This is a genomic window from Nocardia sp. NPDC127606 (assembly GCF_042671725.1).
GTDB lineage: Bacteria > Actinomycetota > Actinomycetes > Mycobacteriales > Mycobacteriaceae > Nocardia.
The window spans coordinates 740,185-757,321 of the sequence record NZ_JBHXWQ010000003.1 but is presented as its reverse complement, the minus strand read 5'-3'; the positions used below and the strand labels follow the sequence as shown (position 1 = coordinate 757,321).

Genomic DNA, 17,137 nt, shown 5'->3' with positions numbered 1-17,137 from the left:
GAACCGCGTTTCGCGGACCCGGACTTACGGAATCCTTGTCGATCACCACTGATTCGGGCGTGCGCGGGCTCGCGCGTCTAGCGGTGGCGCCGTAACCCTCGGTACGTTGACAGCGCTCTATCGGGTCGTCGACCCGTGCAGATGAAGGGGACGCTACAAGTGAAGAGAATGCTCACCAGCGCGGCCGTGCTGGGTGCCACCGCAGCCGCAGTGTTCGCGGGGCACATCGCACCGGCCCAGGCGCAGTCGGGCAACTACGGCGCCATCGCGGTGTCGGTCAAACCGGGGGTTTACGGATACGCCACCGACTACGGCAGCTACGCCGATGCCGAGGCCGGTGCCATGTCGGCCTGCCTGCGCGGCGGTGGCGGTGGCGGGTGCGATGTGAAGGTGTCCTACCGCAACGGGTGTGGAGCCATCGCGATCTCGCGCGGGTGGTGGAGCTACGGCTCCGCGTCGACGATCGGCGGCGCGAAACGCGAAGCGCTGAACAACAATCCGGGCAACGCCTACATCAAGCACTGGAACTGCACCAGCGGCTACCAGCTCTAGCCCGACCGTTTCGACCATGATCATGGGAGTTGTAGTGAACAACCGTCCAGTGAAAACCGCTGCCGTTCTCGTCGCGATCGTCGCGGCGCTCGGCCTCAGCGCGTGCAGTTCCGACGTCGACTCGACCAGCACCAGCGCGGCCACCACCACCAGCAAGGGCGGCGCCTTCGAAACGGGCGACGCCAAGTCGGGCAAGGAAGAGGGCGGCGAGCCCGCGGCCACCACGGTGCCCAACCTGCCCAAGCCGACCGCCGCCGAGCTGAACGCCCGGTTGAACAAGGCCCTCGCGGGTCAGCTCACCGGCGACGAGAAGAAGACCTACATCGAGGACGCCGACCAGGATCCGATGCTGGTCGACAAGTTCGTCGAGGCGGCCAAGCAGAACAACGTCAAGGTCGCCATCACCACCGTCGGTGACCCCGCCGACGGCAAGCTCAAGGCGAACGCCGATGTCACCATCGACGGCGCCCCGGTCAAGGATGCCTTCGTCGACTTCGTCGCCGAGGACGATTCCTGGAAGGTGTCGCACGTGTTCGCGTGCAACATCGTGAAGTCGGCGCAGCTCGACTCCGCGGCCTGCCAGGCCTGAGACCCGGCCCGACTATCGGTCCGAACATCGGGTCCGAATATCAAGAAAACCGCTGGGCGACATAGTCGCCCAGCGGTTTTCAGTTGATCTGTTGATCTCTCGATCAGGCGATCAGACGGCGACGACCGTCGGCACGATCATCGGGCGGCGACGGTAGACGTCGGCGACCCAGCGGCCGACCACCCGGCGCACGCCCTGGGCGATGCGGTGGGTGTCGGTGATGCCCTCACCGGCCAGGCGCAGCAGCTCCGCCTCGACCAGTTCGTTCGCGCCGTCGAGCGCGGTGCGGTCGTCGGAGAAGCCGCGCCCGTTGAGCTCGGGCGTGCTCACCGCCTTGCCGGTGGTCGAGTCGATGACGATGGTGATCGAGATGAAACCACCCTCGCCCAGGACCAGGCGGTCCGACAGGGTCGATTCGCCGACGTCACCGACGGACAGGCCGTCGACGTAGACGTGCCCGACCGGCACGCGACCGACGATGGAGGCGATGCCGTCGACCAGGTCGACCACCACGCCGTCCTCGGCCAGCATGACCCGCTCCTCGGGCACGCCGGTCGCCACGGCCAGTGCGGCGTTGGCGCGCAGGTGCCGCCATTCGCCGTGCACGGGCATGGCGTTGGTCGGACGCACCGCGTTGTACAGGTACAGCAACTCACCGGCGGAGGCGTGCCCGGAGACGTGCACCTTCGCGTTCTGCTGGGTGATCACGGTCGCGCCGAGCCGGGCCAGGCCGTTGACCACGGCGAACACCGAGTTCTCGTTGCCGGGGATCAGCGAGGACGCCAGCACCACCAGGTCGTCGGCGCGGATGTTGATCTGGCGGTGCTCGCCGCGCGCCATCCGTGACAGCGCCGAGAGCGGCTCGCCCTGGGAGCCGGTGGAGATCAGCACCAGGCGGTTGCCGGGCAGGTTCGCGGCCTGGTCGAGGGTGACCACGACATTGTCGGGCACCGTGAGGTAGCCGAGGTCCTGCGCGATCTCCATGTTGCGGACCATCGAGCGGCCGACGAAGCAGACCTTGCGGTTGTACTTCTGCGCGACGTCGACGACCTGCTGGATGCGGTGCACGTGGCTGGCGAACGACGCCACGATGACGCGGTTGGTGGCCTTGCCGATCACATTGTCGAGCACGCCGCCGATCTCGCGCTCAGGGGTGACGAAGCCGGGGACCTCGGCGTTGGTGGAGTCGACAAGGAACAGGTCGACACCTTCGTCGCCGAGGCGGGAGAAACCGGCCAGGTCGGTGAGGCGGCCGTCCAGGGGCAGCTGGTCGAGCTTGATGTCGCCGGTGTGCAGGACGACGCCCGCACCGGTGCGGATGGCCACGGCCAGCGCGTCCGGAATCGAGTGGTTGACCGCGAAGTACTCGAGTTCGAACGGGCCGTGCACAGTGGTCTCGCCCTCGGCGACCTCGCGCAGCTTGGGCTGCAAGCGGTGCTCGCGCGCCTTCGCCGCGACCAGCGCGAGGGTGAACTTGGCGCCGATCACCGGGATGTCCTGGCGCAGGCGCAGCAGGAACGGCACGGCACCGATGTGGTCCTCGTGGCCGTGGGTGAGCACGATGGCCTCGACGTCGGCCATCCGGTCCTCGATGGGGCCGAAGTCCGGCAGGATCAGGTCGACGCCGGGCTGCTGGTCCTCGGGGAACAGCACACCGCAGTCGACGATCAGCAGCTTGCCGCCGTATTCGAACACAGTCATGTTGCGGCCGATTTCGCCGATGCCGCCCAGGGCGAACAGGCGAAGGCCGTTCTTCACCAGCTTCGGCGGCGGGCCCAGCTTGTCGTGGGCGGCCTTCTCACGCGGCTCGGCGACCGGCGCCGAACCTCGACCGCGTCCACCGCCCTGCCTGCCACGGCCACCGCCGCGGGACTGCTCGGCGGCGGGCTTGGTCTTGGCCTCGGCCTGCTTGCCCTTGGCTTCGGTGGCCGGCTTGGTCCTCGCGCGCCGCGGCGCGGTCTTCTTCGCGGTCACTTGTTCTTCGGCGACGCCGAGCAGGTCGGTGCCCACTTCGGCGCTACCGGCCAGGTTCGCCTCCGCGGTGATCTCGGCGATCGGTTCGGCGATCGCCGGTTCCTTCGCCACGGGGGCTACCTCGGGCGCAACCACCTTCTTCACCGCGGCCTGCACGGTCTCCACCGGCGTCGGCTCCGGCGCGCCCGCGGCACGCGATGCCGAACGGCGGCGGGGCTTACGGGCTACGGGTTCGGTCATGCCGACACCCCCGCGGCCTGCAGGTCCAGCGCCAGCTCCTCGAGCTGTGCCTGCGTCGGCATCAGCTGGGGCAACCGGGGCTCACCTACGTCGATGCCGAGCAATCGGAGTCCTCCCTTACACATCGCCACACCTCCCAGGCGGGTCATGGCCGCATACAGCGGCAGTAGTGTCGCGTTGATCTCTCGCGCCCTGGCCACGTCACCGGTGGTGTAGGCCTGGTGGATCTCGCGCAGTCGCTCCGGCACGAGGTGTCCGATGACGCTGATGAATCCGACCGCACCGACCGAGAGCCAGGGGAGATTCAGTCCATCGTCACCGGAGTAGAAATCCAGATCGGTGGTCGCGATGAGATCGGCTCCGGAGACGAGATCGCCCTTGGCATCCTTCACCGCGACGATGTTGGGATGCTCGGCAAGGCGCCGGATCGTGTCGATGGCGATAGGCACCACCGACCTCGGTGGAATGTCGTAGAGCGTGACCGGCAGCGCGGTGGCGTCGGCGACCGCGGTGAAATGCGCGATCAGCCCCTCCTGTGTGGGCCGCGAGTAATACGGGGTCACCACGAGCAGACCGTGCGCACCCGCGTTCTCCGCGGCACGCGCCAGTTCGATCGAGTGCGCGGTGTCGTAGGTACCCGCGCCCGCGACCACGGTGGCCCGGTCGCCGACGCCGTCGACGACCGCCCGCAGCAGATCGTGCTTCTCGGTTTCGGTCGTGGTCGGCGATTCGCCGGTGGTACCCGAGATGATCAGCAGGTCGACCCCACGGTCGACCAGGTGTGCCGCCAGTGCGACACCGGCATCGACGTCGAGCTTGCCCGCAGCGCTGAAGGGGGTCACCATCGCGACACCTACCGTGCCGGACGCGCGCAGCTCCGTTGGCGTCGATTCACCGTTCGTCATGGTCAGAAAGGCTACCCGGTCGCCGGATGCGTCTCGACACCCTAGCGCCCGAAGCGGCTGCCGGTGGGTGTTTTTCACCTTGCGTGATGTCACAAATGACGTCACACTGATGTCATGGATCTGAATGCTCATACCGCGCGGTTGCGCGAGGAATTGATCGCCGCCGCCGCGCTCGGCGACGAGAAAACGCAGGCCACCGCCGCCGCCCTCGCCGCCGCGGTGGAGAGTTCGAGCCGCCTGGTGCTGCTGTCGGCGCTGTCGGAACTGGCCGCCGAGATCAGTACCGAGCTCGGTGACCGCACCGTGCACGTTCGCCTGGAAGGCACCGAGGCGAAGGCCGACGTGCGCAAGAACACGGCGCCGGGCGCGGAGGAACCCCAGACTTTCGAGGAAATGACCGGTGACATCAGCCGGGTGACCCTGCGATTGGTCGAACAGCTCAAGTCGCGCGCGGAGGAAGCGGCCCAGCAGAACGGGCAGTCGCTCAACTCCTGGCTCTCCGGTGCCGTCAGTGGCGCGTTGAAGGATCAGATGCGCGGATACGGCGGCAAGGGCTGGTAGGCAGCGTCGGAGATCACAGCAGTGGGGCCAGGTCGCCGCGTTCGCCGATAACGACTTCGTCGAGTTCGAGCCAGTCGGCCATTTCCCGCAGTGCCCCGCGCAAGGCCTGGGCGGTCTCGACGGTCGCGTAGCCGGGTTCGGCGAACGCACCGGGGGCGAGCAGTCGGCCGGTGGCGCGTTCGGCGCGCAGATCCACCCGGCCGACGAGCTTGCCGTCGACCAGCAGCGGGAAGACGTAATAGCCGTGCACCCGTTTGGGTTCGGGGGTGTAGATCTCGATGCGGTAGTGGAAGTCGAAGACCCGCTGGGTGCGCGGCCGGAAGAAGATCAGCGGATCGAACGGGCACAGCAGCGCGGTCCCGGTGATCCGGCGCGGGGTGGCGGCCTCCGGGTGCAGGTAGGCGGGCGCGTCCCAGCCGTCGACGTCGACCGGCAGGAGTTCGCCCGCGTCGACCAGGTCAGCGATCGCCGGGGCGCTCTGGCGCCGGGCCAGGCGGTAGTAGTCGCGCAGGTCGGCCTCGGTGCCGATGCCGAGGGCCCGGCTGGACCGGCGGATCAGCTCGCGCACGGCCTCGTCCTCGCCGATCTCCCGATCGCGCACATCGGCCGGGACGACCCGTTCGGTGAGGTCGTAGTGCCGGGTGAACCCGACCCGGCGGGCGGTGGACAGCTCACCGGCGGCGAAGAGCTGCTCGCAGATCATCTTCGTGTCGCTGAGGTTCCACCAGGTCCCCTTCGGCCGCGGTTTGTCCAGTTCCAGATGGCGTTCGATCTCCCCCGCGCTCGCCGCCCCCACCTCGGTCACGACATCGAGAATGTCCTTGCCCAGCGTGGGATTGCGTTCGACGACTTTGCGCATCCCCGACCAGCGCCCGTGCCGGTACTCCGCCATCCGCCAGCGCATCAGCGGCCAGTCGGCGACCGGGATCAGCGCCGCCTCGTGCGCCCAGTACTCCACCAGTCCCCGTCGCGCCTTCGCGCTGTCGCTCCAGGCGGCGCCGTCGAGCAGGGTGCGGTCGTAGGGGCCGATCCGGCTGAACACCGGCGCGTAGTGCGCGCGGACCACCGCCGATACCGAATCTATTTGCAGCAGACGGGTTCTGGCGACCACATCGAGTACGGCCCGACGCTTCGGGTTGGTCGGCCTTCGCTTGCCGAAGCCCTGCGCGGCCAGCGCCGTTCGACGGGCCTGCGCCGCATTCATCCGCTGCATCCGCTCAGCCTGACACAGGGGTCCGACAGGTTTTCGGCGCTCAGGTGGAGACCCGCACCTCGCCCGCGGTGTCGATCTCGGTCCGTCGATCCCCGCTCGGCGCGGCGGCCAGCACGGTCGCCACCCAGCGTCTGCCGACCGGCAGAACGCGCACGGTCACCGAGCCCGCGCCCGCCATGTCGAGTTCGTCGACCGCGGCCTCGATCACGTGGTGGCGCACCCATTCCGGTACCCCGAGGAAGCCGCCGTCGTCGAGCAGGGTGACCTCGACGCCGCGCGATCGCGCCCCCCGAGCGGCGGCGCTGAGCCGGTCGGTGACCAGCTGCGGCGCCCGAAGACCGTCGCGCAGTTCGGCTTCGAGCAGCCTGCACTGTTCGCGTTCGGTGTCGGTGAGCTCGATTCCGGCGGCGATGCGGGCGAGCAGGGGCCCGGCCACCCGGTCGAGCGCTCCCAGCTGACGATCACGCTCGGCGTTGGCCGCGGCCAGCGCGGCCTCGGTCGCCGCGCGTCGATTGGCCTCGCTGCGCAGTTCGCGCAGCGAACGCTGGGTGGGTCGCACGATCGACATGAACACCGTCACCGCGCCGACGGTGGCGACCGGCGTCAGCGCGCGCACCACGGTTTCGGGGTGCCAACTGGTGAACACCCCCATCGTCACCAGCACCGTCGCGGCGGCCGCCACGCCGAGCCAGGCCGACATGATCCGCCCGCGCAGCACCAGCATCGCCAGCAGATACGACGTCGGATAGGCGGTCCACAGCTGGTGGGCGAACCCCGACGAACTCTCGAGCCACGGCACGGTGAGCGCCATCGCCGCGGGTCCCGCACAGGCCACGAAGATCGTGGCGGGCCACGGCAGCGGGTCCACCGGAAATACCAGCACCACCAGCGCGGCCACGGCCATCAGCACCAGCGCGGCGGCCGCGGCCGCGGGCGGCGCGATATCGAAATTCACCCGCAGGTACATCACGATGGTGGCTTCGAAGATCACCACGAACAGCCACGCCGTGCCGTCGCTGAGGCCGAACAGGTCGCGCATCGCGAACGGCAGATCCCGATCGACCATCAACTACCCCACACCAGAGTCACCACGGTTCCCGCGCCCGGCGCCGATTCCACGAACGCCGCGCCACCGGCGAGCGCGCGCATCCGGCCCAGGATGCTGCCGGCGATCCCCATCCGATCGGCCGACACCCGCGCCGGGTCGAATCCGGCGCCGTCATCGGAGAGCACCACCCGGATCCCGCCGGTCGCGATGGTGACCGACACACCGCGCCGCACCGTCCGACCGGGGACGTCGGCATGGCGCACGCTGTTGCGCACCGCCTCCGAGAGCGCGGCCCCGAGCACCTGCGCGGCCTCGATCGGCAGGCACAGATCGGCCGCGCGCCGCGAGGACACCTGCACCGGGATCTCCGATTCCACCTCGCGCACCGCCTCACGCAGGAATTCGATCGTCGCGGCGGCGTCGAGGTGGTCGATCTCGGGCGCGGTCCGCGACAGCTCGAGCTGTTCGAGGGTGCGCGCGGCCTGGTTGCGCAGCACCGGCGAGGACTGCTGCGCCCGCGAGGCCTCCAGCAGCGTCGAGAGCACCGCGTCGTGGATGAGCGCCGCGAAACGCGCGCCCTCGCGTTCCCTGGCCGAGGTCGCCGCGACCGCCGCCGCCCGGCTGCGCTGCCGGACCGCCTCCCGGTCGACACGTTCGGCGGCGGCACGCGCGTACACCACACACCACAGGAACAGCGCGGCTACGCCGAGCGCCCTGGTGATGTCGCCGAACAACGCCCACATCGAACTATCCGGCACCACAAGGGCATTCGACACACTGGTCGCCACCGCGAGCAGGGCTGCGAACGCGGCCGCACCACGTCGCGGCCACGCCAGACCCGCGGCCAGCACGCCGACAGCGAGCCCTCGATAGGGCCACGAAGCGAACGAACCGATGTGCACCACCGAGTACACCAGCGGCGTCGCCACGGTCGCCGCGAGATAACACACGGCGGCCGCGGCGGCGGTGCGCCGGATCGCGACGGCGGTGCCGCGCGCCGACACGATCGCCAGCACACCGAACATCAGATACGCCGACACCAGATGCAGTTCCGGCCACACCGACTGATTGATCGGCTGCACCAGCACCGCGGGCAGTTCCAGCACCATCACCATCGTGGCGCCGGTCCCGATCACCAGCCCGAGCCTGCGCAGGATCTGTTCGGTCGCCGCGCGCGAGAATTCGACGTCGCCGACCGGTGCGGGCGCCGTCGCGACCGCGAGATCGGTCACGTGCGCTGCTGCCTTTCCGGCACGGGCAGCCATCCGTCCTCGACGGCCCGTTTGTACAGATCGGTCTTGGTCGGCGCGGGTCGGCCCGCGTCGGCGTACTTCTGCCGGATGCGGCCGAGGTAGTCGTTCACGGTCTGTTCCGACAGACCGGTCAGCCGGGCCACCCGCGAGGCCTTCTCCCCCGAGGCGTACAGCATCAGCACTTCCTCCTGACGCGGGCTGAGCCCGACGTCGGAGAGCTTCGGATCACCGTCGATGGCGGCGGCCCAGTCGGTGGTCACCACCTGCTCCCCCGACGCGGCCCGGCGCACCGCCTCGACCACGGTGGCCACGCTCTCGGACTTGCGCAGCACCCCGAGCACGCCCGCTTTGGCGGCGGAGCGGACCAGGAAGGCGTTGTCGGCGCCGGTGAACACCAGCACCTCGATGTCGCGGTCACGCAGCGCGGTGACATTGTCCTCGGGCGTCGAGCCGTCGGGCAGCCGCAGATCGAGGACGACGAGATCGAGATCGGTGGTCTCGGCGAGCAACCCGGCGACGGACTCCGCCACCGCCACCAGTTCCAGATCGGGTTCGGGGCCGAGCATGGCCGCCAGCCCGATCGCCACGGACTCGTGGTCCTCCACCAGTCCGACCCGCCGTACCGTGCGCGTCTGCGCCAACTCGCTCACCCGACCACTCCCCATCTTCGAACACCCACCGCGGCCAGCCCGCAACACGTCGGTCGAGTTCTACCGCATCCCGAGCCCGCGTGTCAGCCCACCAAAATTCGGGGCGGGCCCGCTGTCACGATCAGCTATTCCATCAGACCAGCGGCGATGGTCGCGCCGAGTTCCCAGCATTTCTCCAGATCGGCCTTGCTCGGCGGTCCCGAGACCACGACCGCCTCGGCGGCGCGCTGCCAGCCCAACCCGGTGGTGATCCGCTCCACGCTGCTCTCAGCGCCTTCGGTGCCTTCGTTGCCGTGCAGGTAGAGCCCGTAGGGGCGCCCGACGGTCGAGTCGAGGCACGGGTAGTAGATGGTGTCGAAGGCGTGTTTGAGGGCGCCGCTCATGTAGCCGAGGTTGGCCGGGGTGCCGAGCAGGTAGCCGTCGGCGTCGAGCACGTCGACGGCGGTCACCGCCAACGCGGCCCGGCGCACCACCTCGACCCCCTCGATCTCCGGGTCGCTCGCCCCGGCGAGGACCGCTTCGAACATCGCCTGGGTGTGCGGCGACGGGGTGTGATGGATGATCAGCAACCGGGCCATGGGCTCGCTACTCTCCTGGGTCGCGTTCCAGTTTTTCCAGTGCCACCGCGCGGCGCATGGTGTCGCGGGCGCGGCCCCGGTCGCCGGCGTAGTCGTAGGCACGGGCCAGCCGGTAGGAGGAGCGCCAGTTGTCCGGGTCGGCTTCCCATTCGGTCTTGATCCGGGTGAACAGGGCGTCGGCCGCGTCGCGTTCGATCCGGCCCGAGGGTCGGCGCGGCAGTTGCGAGGTGTCGACCTCGAGGCCTTCCTCGTGGATACGCCGGGCCAGCCGTTGATGCGCGAACGCCGCGCTCAAGGTCGCCCAGAGAATCCAGACACCGACAACGGGCAGCAGCAGCATCCCGATGCCGATCGTGATCCCCGCGAACCCGCCGTCGGCGATGTAGGCGATGGCGAGACCGCCGAGCCGCACGAAGTAGAACAGCAGCGCGATGACCAGGAACACCACGACCGCAACGGTTTTCAGGACCTGCCGATCAGGTCGCTGTGCGTCGGAGTCGCTCACAGATCCAGGAACGGGTCGAGCCCGACGGTCAGACCCGGCCGTCCGGCGATCTCGCGCACCCCGAGCAGCACGCCCGGCGCGAACGAGGACCGGTCGATGGAGTCGTGGCGGATGGTCAGGGTCTCACCCTGGGTGCCGAACAGCACCTCCTGGTGGGCGACGAGCCCGGCCAGGCGCACCGAATGCACTCGCACACCGTCGACGTCGGCGCCGCGGGCGCCCTCGAGTTCGGTGGTGGTGGCGTCGGGGCTGATCCCGACCCCGGCCTCGGCGCGGGCCGCGGCGATCACCGCGGCGGTGCGGTAGGCGGTGCCGGAGGGGGCGTCGGCCTTGTTCGGGTGGTGCAGCTCGATGACCTCGACCGAGTCGAAGAACCGCGCCGCCTGCTCGGCGAAACGCATCGACAGCACGGCGCCGATGGCGAAGTTCGGCGCGATCAGCACCCCCACCTCGGGTCGCTGCGCCAGCTGCCCGCGCACCTCGGCGAGGCGGGCCTCGTCGAAGCCGGTGGTGCCGACGACGGCGTGGATGCCGTTCTCGATCAGGAACTTCAGGTTGCCCATCACCACATCGGGGTGGGTGAAATCGACGACCACCTGGGTGCCCGCCTCGGTGAACGTCTCGAGCGCGTCACCCTTGTCGACCTGCGCCACCAGCTCCAGATCGGGCGCCGCCTCCACCGCCGCGCAGATCGCCTGCCCGACCTTGCCGCGTGCTCCGAGCACTCCGACCCGAATGGTCACCGCATCTCCTCGTCCTCGACTCAGCTTGCTCGTGGCAGCCTATCGAGCAGCCGACGGGGCCGCGGCGCCGACCTCACACCATCGGGCCTGCCGTGGCGTCAGTCGAAGACGATCACCTGTCGTAGCGCGGCGCCCGCCGCGAGGTCGTCCATCGCCTGGTTCACCTGGTCGAGTCCGATGCGGGCCGAGACGAGCCGTTCCAGCGGCAGCTTGCCCTCGCGCCACCGCCGCACGTATTCGGGGATGTCACGGTCGGGGACCGCGGAGCCGAGGTAGCTGCCGATGATGGTGCGGCCCTGCGCCACCAGCGCCAGTGGCGAGATCGTGGCGGTGGCCGTCGGTGCGGGCAGGCCGACCGTCACGGTGACGCCACCGGGTGCTGTCGCGGCGACGGCGGTTTCGAACGCGCGGACATTGCCCGCCGCTTCGATCACCACGTCGGCCTGCACGCCCTGCTCGGCGACCTCGCCCGGCGTGCAGGCCACGGTCGCCCCGAATTCGCGGGCGAGCGCCAGCTTTTCGGGAACTGTGTCGACGGCGATCACCTCACCGAGGCCGAGCGAGACCGCGACGAGCACGGCGGCCATCCCGACGCCGCCGAGCCCGACCACCATGATCCGGTCGCCCGCGCCGGGTTTCGCGGCATTGAGCAGTGCGCCGCCGCCGGTGAGCACCGCGCAGCCGAGCACCGCCGCCACCTCGGGCGGCACGTCGTCGTCGACCGGGACGACCGAGCGCCGGTCCACCACGGCGTGCGTGGCGAAGCCGGAGACACCGAGGTGGTGCTGCACCACCTCGCCGTCGCGGGTGAGCCGTCGCCCGCCGCCGAGCAGCTCGCCCGCGTTGTTGGCCGCACTGCCCGGCCCGCACGGCGTGCGTCCGTTGCTCGCACAGCCCGCGCAGTCGCCGCAGCGCGGCAGGAACGTCATCACGACCCGCTGTCCGGGCGCCACATCGGTGACACCGGCCCCCACCGATTCGACGATGCCCGCGGCTTCGTGGCCGAGCAGCATGGGCACCGGGCGTACCCGATTGCCGTCCACCACAGACAGATCCGAATGGCACAGGCCGGCCGCTTCGATGCGCACCAGCAATTCGCCATGACCCGGTTCGGCCAATTCCAGGTCACACACGGTGATCGGCTGCGAATCGGCGAACGGCGCCGGGTCGGCGATCCGTTCCAGAACGGCTCCACGAATCTTCATGCTCGCGACGCTACCGCGAGCGCCCTTTACAGGTTCCGGGATCTGTCGCTAACCTCGATCTCGGTGATGGTGCTCCTGTCGGCCGCCTCGTACCGTGCCCAGGGTCGGCGCCATCACGAACAAGGAGAAATCCCCTGTCAGTGCAGTTCAATCACACCATTGTCGGATGTCGCGATAATCGGGAGACCGCCGAGTTCTGGGCGGACATCCTCGGGTTGGACGTAGGAAAAGAGTGGGGGCCGTTCATTCCGATCGCCCTCGATGACGGTGCGGCCTTCGATTTCGCCAAGGTCCCGCCGTTCGTTTCCGAGATCCAGCCGCAGCACTACGCGTTCCTGGTCAGCGAGGCCGAGTTCGACGCGGCCTACGCCAAGATCCAGCGCTACAAGCTGGACCATTGGGCCGACCCGCAGCAACACGGGGTCAACGAGATCAATCACAACGACGGTGGTCGCGGTGTCTATTTCCTCGACCCCAACGGCCACTTCCTGGAACTGATCACCGTTCCGTACGGCGGTTGGCCCGAGTGAGTACCCCAGGCCGGTCCCGATTTCCTCGGGACCGGCCTGCGTTCTACGCCGGTTGCGTGGCGGCCCTGGTCCCGCGCAGTCCGAGCAGCGCGGCGCAGACACAGGCCACCGAGACGATCACGATGAACCACGGGAACACCGTCGCGATCCCCCAGGTCGTCGCCGCCCAGCCGGCCGCCAGGGTCGGCAACGCCATCGCCGAATAGGCCAGCAGGTAGTAGGCCGACATGGTCTCCCCGCGGCGATCGTGCGGAACGACTTCGGCCAGGTGCCGCAGCGAGCCGCCGAACCCGAGGCCGAACGTGGCGCCGAGCACCAGGCCCGCGATGATCACGACCGCGGGCTCCTTGGTGGCCAGCGCCGGGATGGTGGCCAGCAGCGACGCGGCCATGCCGAGGTCGCCGATCACCGCGGCGCGCCGCGCCGGGATGCGGGTGGCGAACAGCTGGGCCAGGGCCGCGGACAGCGCGGTGCTCGCGACGACGACGCCGCCGAACACCAGGTTGTGCATGCCGGTCTCCGCCGCGGCCAGCGACGGGTACAGCGACAGCAGCACGCCCAGCACCGACCAGGCGGCCATCACGCCGATCGCGGAGAACCAGAAGTCGGCCCTGATCTCGTGCGGGACAGACGGTTTCGCGATGGTGATGCGCGCCTTCACGCGAGCGGTGTGTGGTTCACGCAGCGCGAGGATGCCCGCCCCCGCGGCGAGGCACACCGCGGCGATCACGACGTACGGCGTGCGCAGCGGCGAGGGCGCGTACTGCGCCAGGACCGCGGTGCCGAGGACCGCCACCGCGATGCCGACGTTGAACGCCACGCCACTGAGCTGCCCGGATCGCGCACCACGCTCGGGCCGCAGATCCAGCAGCGCCGCCGCGCCCGCGACGACGGTGGCGCCGACGGCTGCCCCGTGCAATGCCCTGGCCAGCAACAACATCGGCACCGAATCGGCGAGCAGGAAGACGACCAGCCCGAGGATCATGGTGGCGAAGGCGCCGATCATCACCGGCTTGCGGCCGACCACATCGGAGATCCGGCCGGAGACCAGCACCGCGCCGAGCGCCGCGAAGGCATAGACGGCGAAGACCATGGTCGTGGTCAGCGGGGACAGATGCCACTCGGTCTCGTAGATCCCGTAGAGCGGAGCGGGCGCCCCGGAAACCCCGAGCGCCACCGCGCTCGCGGCCAGGACGAGCCCGTACGCCCAGCGCTGCCCGGCCTCGACCGGCGCCATCGTTGTCGCTGCCACAGCAGCCCCCATCAGCAGAGTTTGATAACCATCGAACGAGGATCAGGCTACGCCGAGTATGATGACTATCAAACCCCCGAGTGAGGTAACTCATGACACAGGCTAAAGATCTGACCCCGGCGCCGACCATACCCGTGGCCGCGCTCGCCACCGTCCTCGGCGCCCTCCACGACCCCGTCCGCCTGGAGATGGTCCGTCGCCTGAGCAACGCGGCCGCCCCTGTCCGCTGCGCGGCGCTCTACGACGCGATCAACAAATCCACCGCGACCCACCACTTCAAGATCCTGCGCGAAGCAGGCCTGATCGAACGCCTCACCATCGACGGCCAGACCTTCCAGCAGCTGCGCACCGACGCCGTCGAGCATGTCCTTCCCGGGCTGCTCCCCTCGATCGTCGACGCCGCCAACCGCGCGGATACGCCCTCGACATGAAGTCAGCGCGACGGAGTGGGTTCCGCGCTACTCGGCAGCGGCCACGACGGCGTGCGCAGCAATCGGCTCGGGATCGTGGGTAACGGGCGAGGCGATGAAGTCGGCGTTGCCGGCGCCTGCACCAACTCGCGCCCGCGCACCTCACCGGTGACGATCTCGCCCCCACCCCACCACACCGCGGCACCCGCCCCGATGAGCAGCGCCGCGGTCACCAGTGCGATCGCCGGCAGTCGGCGGAATCCACCACGCCCACGCCAGACGGCGATCCCGGCTTCGAGGACGACAGTGAAGAACACGGCCCCGAACACGGCAAGTAGCGCACCGAAGACCGCGGGCTGACGCGCCCACCCCCGCGCGAGGGCAGCCACGACCACCAGTGGCGCACCGAACGCCGCGATCACTATGACCTGACCGAAGGCGAAGTCGAACCCGTCGTCCGGGTCGGGGTCGTCACGACCGGGCCGCAACCACGCCGTGTAGAACAGCAGATGCGCGAGCGCCGCGGCGAGCGTCCCGAGCAGCAACAGCAGACTCCCGAGCCGGACGAACTCCACATACTGCGACCGCATCACGACAGCCCCCAGGTCGACCACCAGCCCGGACGCCGCTGCCATGGCGAGCGCGAGCAAGGTCCGCGGCCGCATCGTCCTGGCCCGGAGGTACCCCGCGGGCAGCTGCTCGCGCAGCTTGCGGAACACCCCGAACCAGGCGAACGGAAGTGCCACGAACAACAGTGGCGACAGCACCCGCAGCACCATCGGCGGTGCCCACATCGCCGCCGCGGCATAGCAGCCCGCGAAGCACCACACCCACGCAGCGAGCCGCATCATGGCCCGCCAGTGCACTTCGGCGAGCAGCCGCTTCGCCTGCACATCGGACGGTGACTGCGCGAGCACTCCTCGCAAGATTTCCACCGCGCGCTGTCTGCCGCCGTCGATACCGCCGAACTCGATCCGAGCCTGCATACGCAGCAGATCCACGTGCGTCGGATCGAGGGCCAGACCCGCCGCCACATGCCGCCGGACCGCCTCGAGATCGGTCAACCGCCCGTAGGTCTCGGCCACCGAACAGTGGACATCGGCGTCGTTCGGCGCGAGGGATACGGCCTCGGTCAGCGCCGCCTCGGCGCGGCCCCCGTCCGGATGTGGTCCGTACGCCAGCAACCATGCCAGCACCAACAGCGACGGCGCATCGTGTGGGAGCAGTCGCACGACTGTCTCACCGTGGGCCAGCGCCCGGTCCCATTCCCCCAGCGACGCCGCCGCCATCGCGACCAGCGCGTGGGCGTCCGCCCGCTCCGGATCGACAACGATCGCCTGACCCGCCCACCGCAACGCCTCGTCGGGCCTGTCGAGAGAGAAGGCGATATCCCCCAGCGCGACAAGCACTTCGGGGTCGTCGGGTGCGTGAGCCAGAGCTCCACCGAGGATCTGCCGGGCCTGCTCGATCCGCCCGATCTCCTTGGCCACGCGAGCACGCTCGAGCGCCACCTGTACCGACATGACCGAACCCCTCCCCCTCGGCGTTCACCAACGCCATGACGACCGTGTCGGCCGCATTGCTCAGCGCTCGACGAGCTTTCGCACCGAGGCGGGCAGATCGCGGGTGCGCTGGTACGGGCCCGACACCGCGGCACCGTAAGGACGGGCGAGCAGGGTCCGGGCGATCTCGCTGACCTCGTCGGTGGTGACAGCGTCGATGCGAGCCAGGGTCGCCGAGACGCTGCGGTGGTTGCCGTAGCTGAGTTCGCTGCGGCCGATGCGGTTCATCCGGGAGGCCGAGTCCTCGAGGCCCAGGACCAGTCCGCCGCGCAAAGAGCCCTTGGCCCTGGCGCATTCGGCGTCGGTGACACCGTTGACGGCGACCTCGTCGAGCACGCCGCGTGCCAATGTCGTGACCTGGCTGAGGTTTTCGGGCTGGCAGCCGAGCGAGACCGAGAACGCGCCGGTGTCGGCGAAGGTGTCGACGCTCGAGTACACCGAGTACGCCAGGCCGCGTTCTTCCCGGATGCGCTGGAACAGCCGGGAACTCAGGCCGCCACCGACGATGGTGTTGAGGATCGACAGCGGCCAGCGCTGTTGGCCCTCGTGCCTGCCGAACGCCCGCACGCCGAAGGCGAGGTGGGTCTGTTCACTGTCGCGGTTGATCCTGATCAGGCCGGGTGCGCCCTGCGCGCGGAACTTGCCTTCGCGGCGCGGCGCGGGCTCGGCGGCGGTGTCCAGGTGTGGTCCGAACGCGCGGTGCACCAGTTCCACGACGCGTTCGTGCTCCACGTTGCCCGCCACCGCGACGACCATGCGCTCGGGCCGGTAGCGGCGCTGATGGAAGCCGCGCAGCTGGGCGGCCTGCATGTTCTCGATGGATTCGACGCTGCCGATCACCGGGCGCCCGATGGGGTGGTCGCCGAACATGGCGGTGAGGAAGGAGTCGGCGACCAGGTCTTCGGGGTCGTCGTCGCGCATCGCGATCTCTTCCAGGACCACCTGGCGCTCCACGTCGACGTCGATCGCGCGGCACAGACCGTTGAGCACCACATCGGAGACGAGGTCGACGGCGAGCGGCAGGTCCTCGTCGATGACGTGGGCGTAGTAGCAGGTCTGTTCCTTGGCGGTGAACGCGTTGAGTTCGCCGCCGACCGCGTCCATCGATTGCGCGATGTCGAGGGCGCTGCGGGTCGGGGTCGCCTTGAACAGCAGGTGTTCGAGGAAGTGCGCGGCGCCGGCCACGGTGGGGCCCTCGTCGCGTGAACCGACGCCTACCCACACCCCGATGGAGGCGGAGCGCACGCCGGGCACGTGTTCGGTGACCACGCGAAGGCCGCCGGGGAGCACGGTGCGGCGCACTCCACCGGTGGAGACATCGTCAGCGGATTCGGTATTCGACTCGGTCAACTTCGGCTTCGTCACCC

At 69.5% G+C, this 17,137-nt stretch carries 18 protein-coding genes; 5 read left to right on the top strand and 13 right to left on the bottom strand.

The window, feature by feature from the left end; all coding sequences use genetic code 11:
- The first annotated feature begins 168 nt into the window (after positions 1–168).
- Both ACFVJ5_RS19050 and ACFVJ5_RS19045 read left to right on the top strand, forming a co-directional pair.
- The gene (locus ACFVJ5_RS19050) at positions 169–552 is read left to right on the top strand and encodes a DUF4189 domain-containing protein (RefSeq protein ID WP_378628262.1); all 384 of its coding nucleotides are present in this window, start codon (positions 169–171) and stop codon (positions 550–552) included.
- A gap of 34 nt (positions 553–586) precedes the next feature.
- Positions 587–1,141, top strand: a complete 555-nt coding sequence (locus ACFVJ5_RS19045; RefSeq protein WP_379221683.1) for a hypothetical protein — start codon at positions 587–589, stop codon at positions 1,139–1,141.
- Positions 1,142–1,252: 111 nt separating this feature from the next.
- Here the strand turns inward: ACFVJ5_RS19045 and ACFVJ5_RS19040 are convergent, their stop codons facing one another.
- Together ACFVJ5_RS19040 and dapA are read right to left on the bottom strand one after the other, a co-directional pair.
- The gene (locus tag ACFVJ5_RS19040) at positions 1,253–3,355 is read right to left on the bottom strand and encodes an RNase J family beta-CASP ribonuclease (protein WP_379221682.1); all 2,103 of its coding nucleotides are present in this window, start codon (positions 3,353–3,355) and stop codon (positions 1,253–1,255) included.
- Entirely contained in the window at positions 3,352–4,260 is a 909-nt protein-coding gene (gene dapA, locus ACFVJ5_RS19035) for a 4-hydroxy-tetrahydrodipicolinate synthase (RefSeq protein ID WP_379221680.1), read from the bottom strand. Before dapA ends, ACFVJ5_RS19040 begins: the two co-directional genes overlap by 4 nt.
- Before the next feature lie 114 nt (positions 4,261–4,374).
- Here dapA and ACFVJ5_RS19030 point away from each other — a divergent pair, with 114 nt between their 5' ends.
- Positions 4,375–4,821, top strand: a complete 447-nt coding sequence (locus tag ACFVJ5_RS19030) for a hypothetical protein (protein WP_379221678.1) — start codon at positions 4,375–4,377, stop codon at positions 4,819–4,821.
- 13 nt (positions 4,822–4,834) lie between these two features.
- Here ACFVJ5_RS19030 and ACFVJ5_RS19025 read toward each other — a convergent pair whose 3' ends face one another.
- The 8 genes from ACFVJ5_RS19025 to ACFVJ5_RS18990 all read right to left on the bottom strand — a co-directional run bounded on the left by ACFVJ5_RS19025 (position 4,835) and on the right by ACFVJ5_RS18990 (position 12,016).
- The gene (locus tag ACFVJ5_RS19025) at positions 4,835–6,034 is read right to left on the bottom strand and encodes a winged helix-turn-helix domain-containing protein (protein ID WP_379221677.1); all 1,200 of its coding nucleotides are present in this window, start codon (positions 6,032–6,034) and stop codon (positions 4,835–4,837) included.
- 40 nt (positions 6,035–6,074) lie between these two features.
- The gene (locus ACFVJ5_RS19020; protein ID WP_379221675.1) at positions 6,075–7,100 is read right to left on the bottom strand and encodes a hypothetical protein; all 1,026 of its coding nucleotides are present in this window, start codon (positions 7,098–7,100) and stop codon (positions 6,075–6,077) included.
- Positions 7,100–8,314 carry a sensor histidine kinase gene (locus tag ACFVJ5_RS19015; RefSeq protein WP_379221673.1) on the bottom strand — a complete coding sequence of 405 codons (1,215 nt, stop codon included), beginning with the start codon at positions 8,312–8,314 and terminating at the stop codon, positions 7,100–7,102. Before ACFVJ5_RS19015 ends, ACFVJ5_RS19020 begins: the two co-directional genes overlap by 1 nt.
- On the bottom strand, positions 8,311–9,000 hold the full coding sequence (locus ACFVJ5_RS19010; RefSeq protein ID WP_379221671.1) for a response regulator: 690 nt from the start codon (positions 8,998–9,000) through the stop codon (positions 8,311–8,313). The genes ACFVJ5_RS19015 and ACFVJ5_RS19010 overlap by 4 nt, the downstream gene beginning before the upstream one ends.
- Before the next feature lie 110 nt (positions 9,001–9,110).
- Complete coding sequence (locus tag ACFVJ5_RS19005) at positions 9,111–9,563, bottom strand: flavodoxin family protein (RefSeq protein WP_379221669.1); 453 nt, start codon at positions 9,561–9,563, stop codon at positions 9,111–9,113.
- Positions 9,564–9,570: 7 nt separating this feature from the next.
- A complete protein-coding gene (locus tag ACFVJ5_RS19000; RefSeq protein WP_379221667.1) occupies positions 9,571–10,068 on the bottom strand; it encodes a hypothetical protein in 498 nt (165 codons plus the stop codon).
- Positions 10,065–10,811 (bottom strand): 4-hydroxy-tetrahydrodipicolinate reductase, encoded by a 747-nt coding sequence (dapB, locus tag ACFVJ5_RS18995; RefSeq protein ID WP_378761874.1) that lies wholly within the window; start codon positions 10,809–10,811, stop codon positions 10,065–10,067. The genes ACFVJ5_RS19000 and dapB overlap by 4 nt, the downstream gene beginning before the upstream one ends.
- Positions 10,812–10,909: 98 nt before the next feature.
- Positions 10,910–12,016: a zinc-binding dehydrogenase gene (locus tag ACFVJ5_RS18990; protein ID WP_379221665.1), complete on the bottom strand. Its 1,107-nt coding sequence runs from the start codon at positions 12,014–12,016 to the stop codon at positions 10,910–10,912.
- Positions 12,017–12,150: 134 nt separating this feature from the next.
- On the opposite strand from ACFVJ5_RS18990, the gene ACFVJ5_RS18985 reads away from it, so the two are divergent.
- A complete protein-coding gene (locus tag ACFVJ5_RS18985; protein ID WP_379221925.1) occupies positions 12,151–12,546 on the top strand; it encodes a VOC family protein in 396 nt (131 codons plus the stop codon).
- 43 nt (positions 12,547–12,589) lie between these two features.
- Here ACFVJ5_RS18985 and ACFVJ5_RS18980 read toward each other — a convergent pair whose 3' ends face one another.
- Positions 12,590–13,783, bottom strand: a complete 1,194-nt coding sequence (locus ACFVJ5_RS18980) for an MFS transporter (protein ID WP_379221923.1) — start codon at positions 13,781–13,783, stop codon at positions 12,590–12,592.
- A gap of 107 nt (positions 13,784–13,890) precedes the next feature.
- Between ACFVJ5_RS18980 and ACFVJ5_RS18975 the strand changes: the two genes are divergently transcribed.
- A complete protein-coding gene (locus tag ACFVJ5_RS18975; RefSeq protein ID WP_379221663.1) occupies positions 13,891–14,229 on the top strand; it encodes an ArsR/SmtB family transcription factor in 339 nt (112 codons plus the stop codon).
- Positions 14,230–14,231: 2 nt separating this feature from the next.
- Here the strand turns inward: ACFVJ5_RS18975 and ACFVJ5_RS18970 are convergent, their stop codons facing one another.
- Together ACFVJ5_RS18970 and ACFVJ5_RS18965 are read right to left on the bottom strand one after the other, a co-directional pair.
- Positions 14,232–15,731: a tetratricopeptide repeat protein gene (locus ACFVJ5_RS18970; RefSeq protein ID WP_379221661.1), complete on the bottom strand. Its 1,500-nt coding sequence runs from the start codon at positions 15,729–15,731 to the stop codon at positions 14,232–14,234.
- Positions 15,732–15,791: 60 nt separating this feature from the next.
- Complete coding sequence (locus ACFVJ5_RS18965) at positions 15,792–17,135, bottom strand: M16 family metallopeptidase (RefSeq protein WP_379221659.1); 1,344 nt, start codon at positions 17,133–17,135, stop codon at positions 15,792–15,794.
- Positions 17,136–17,137: the final 2 nt, after the last annotated feature.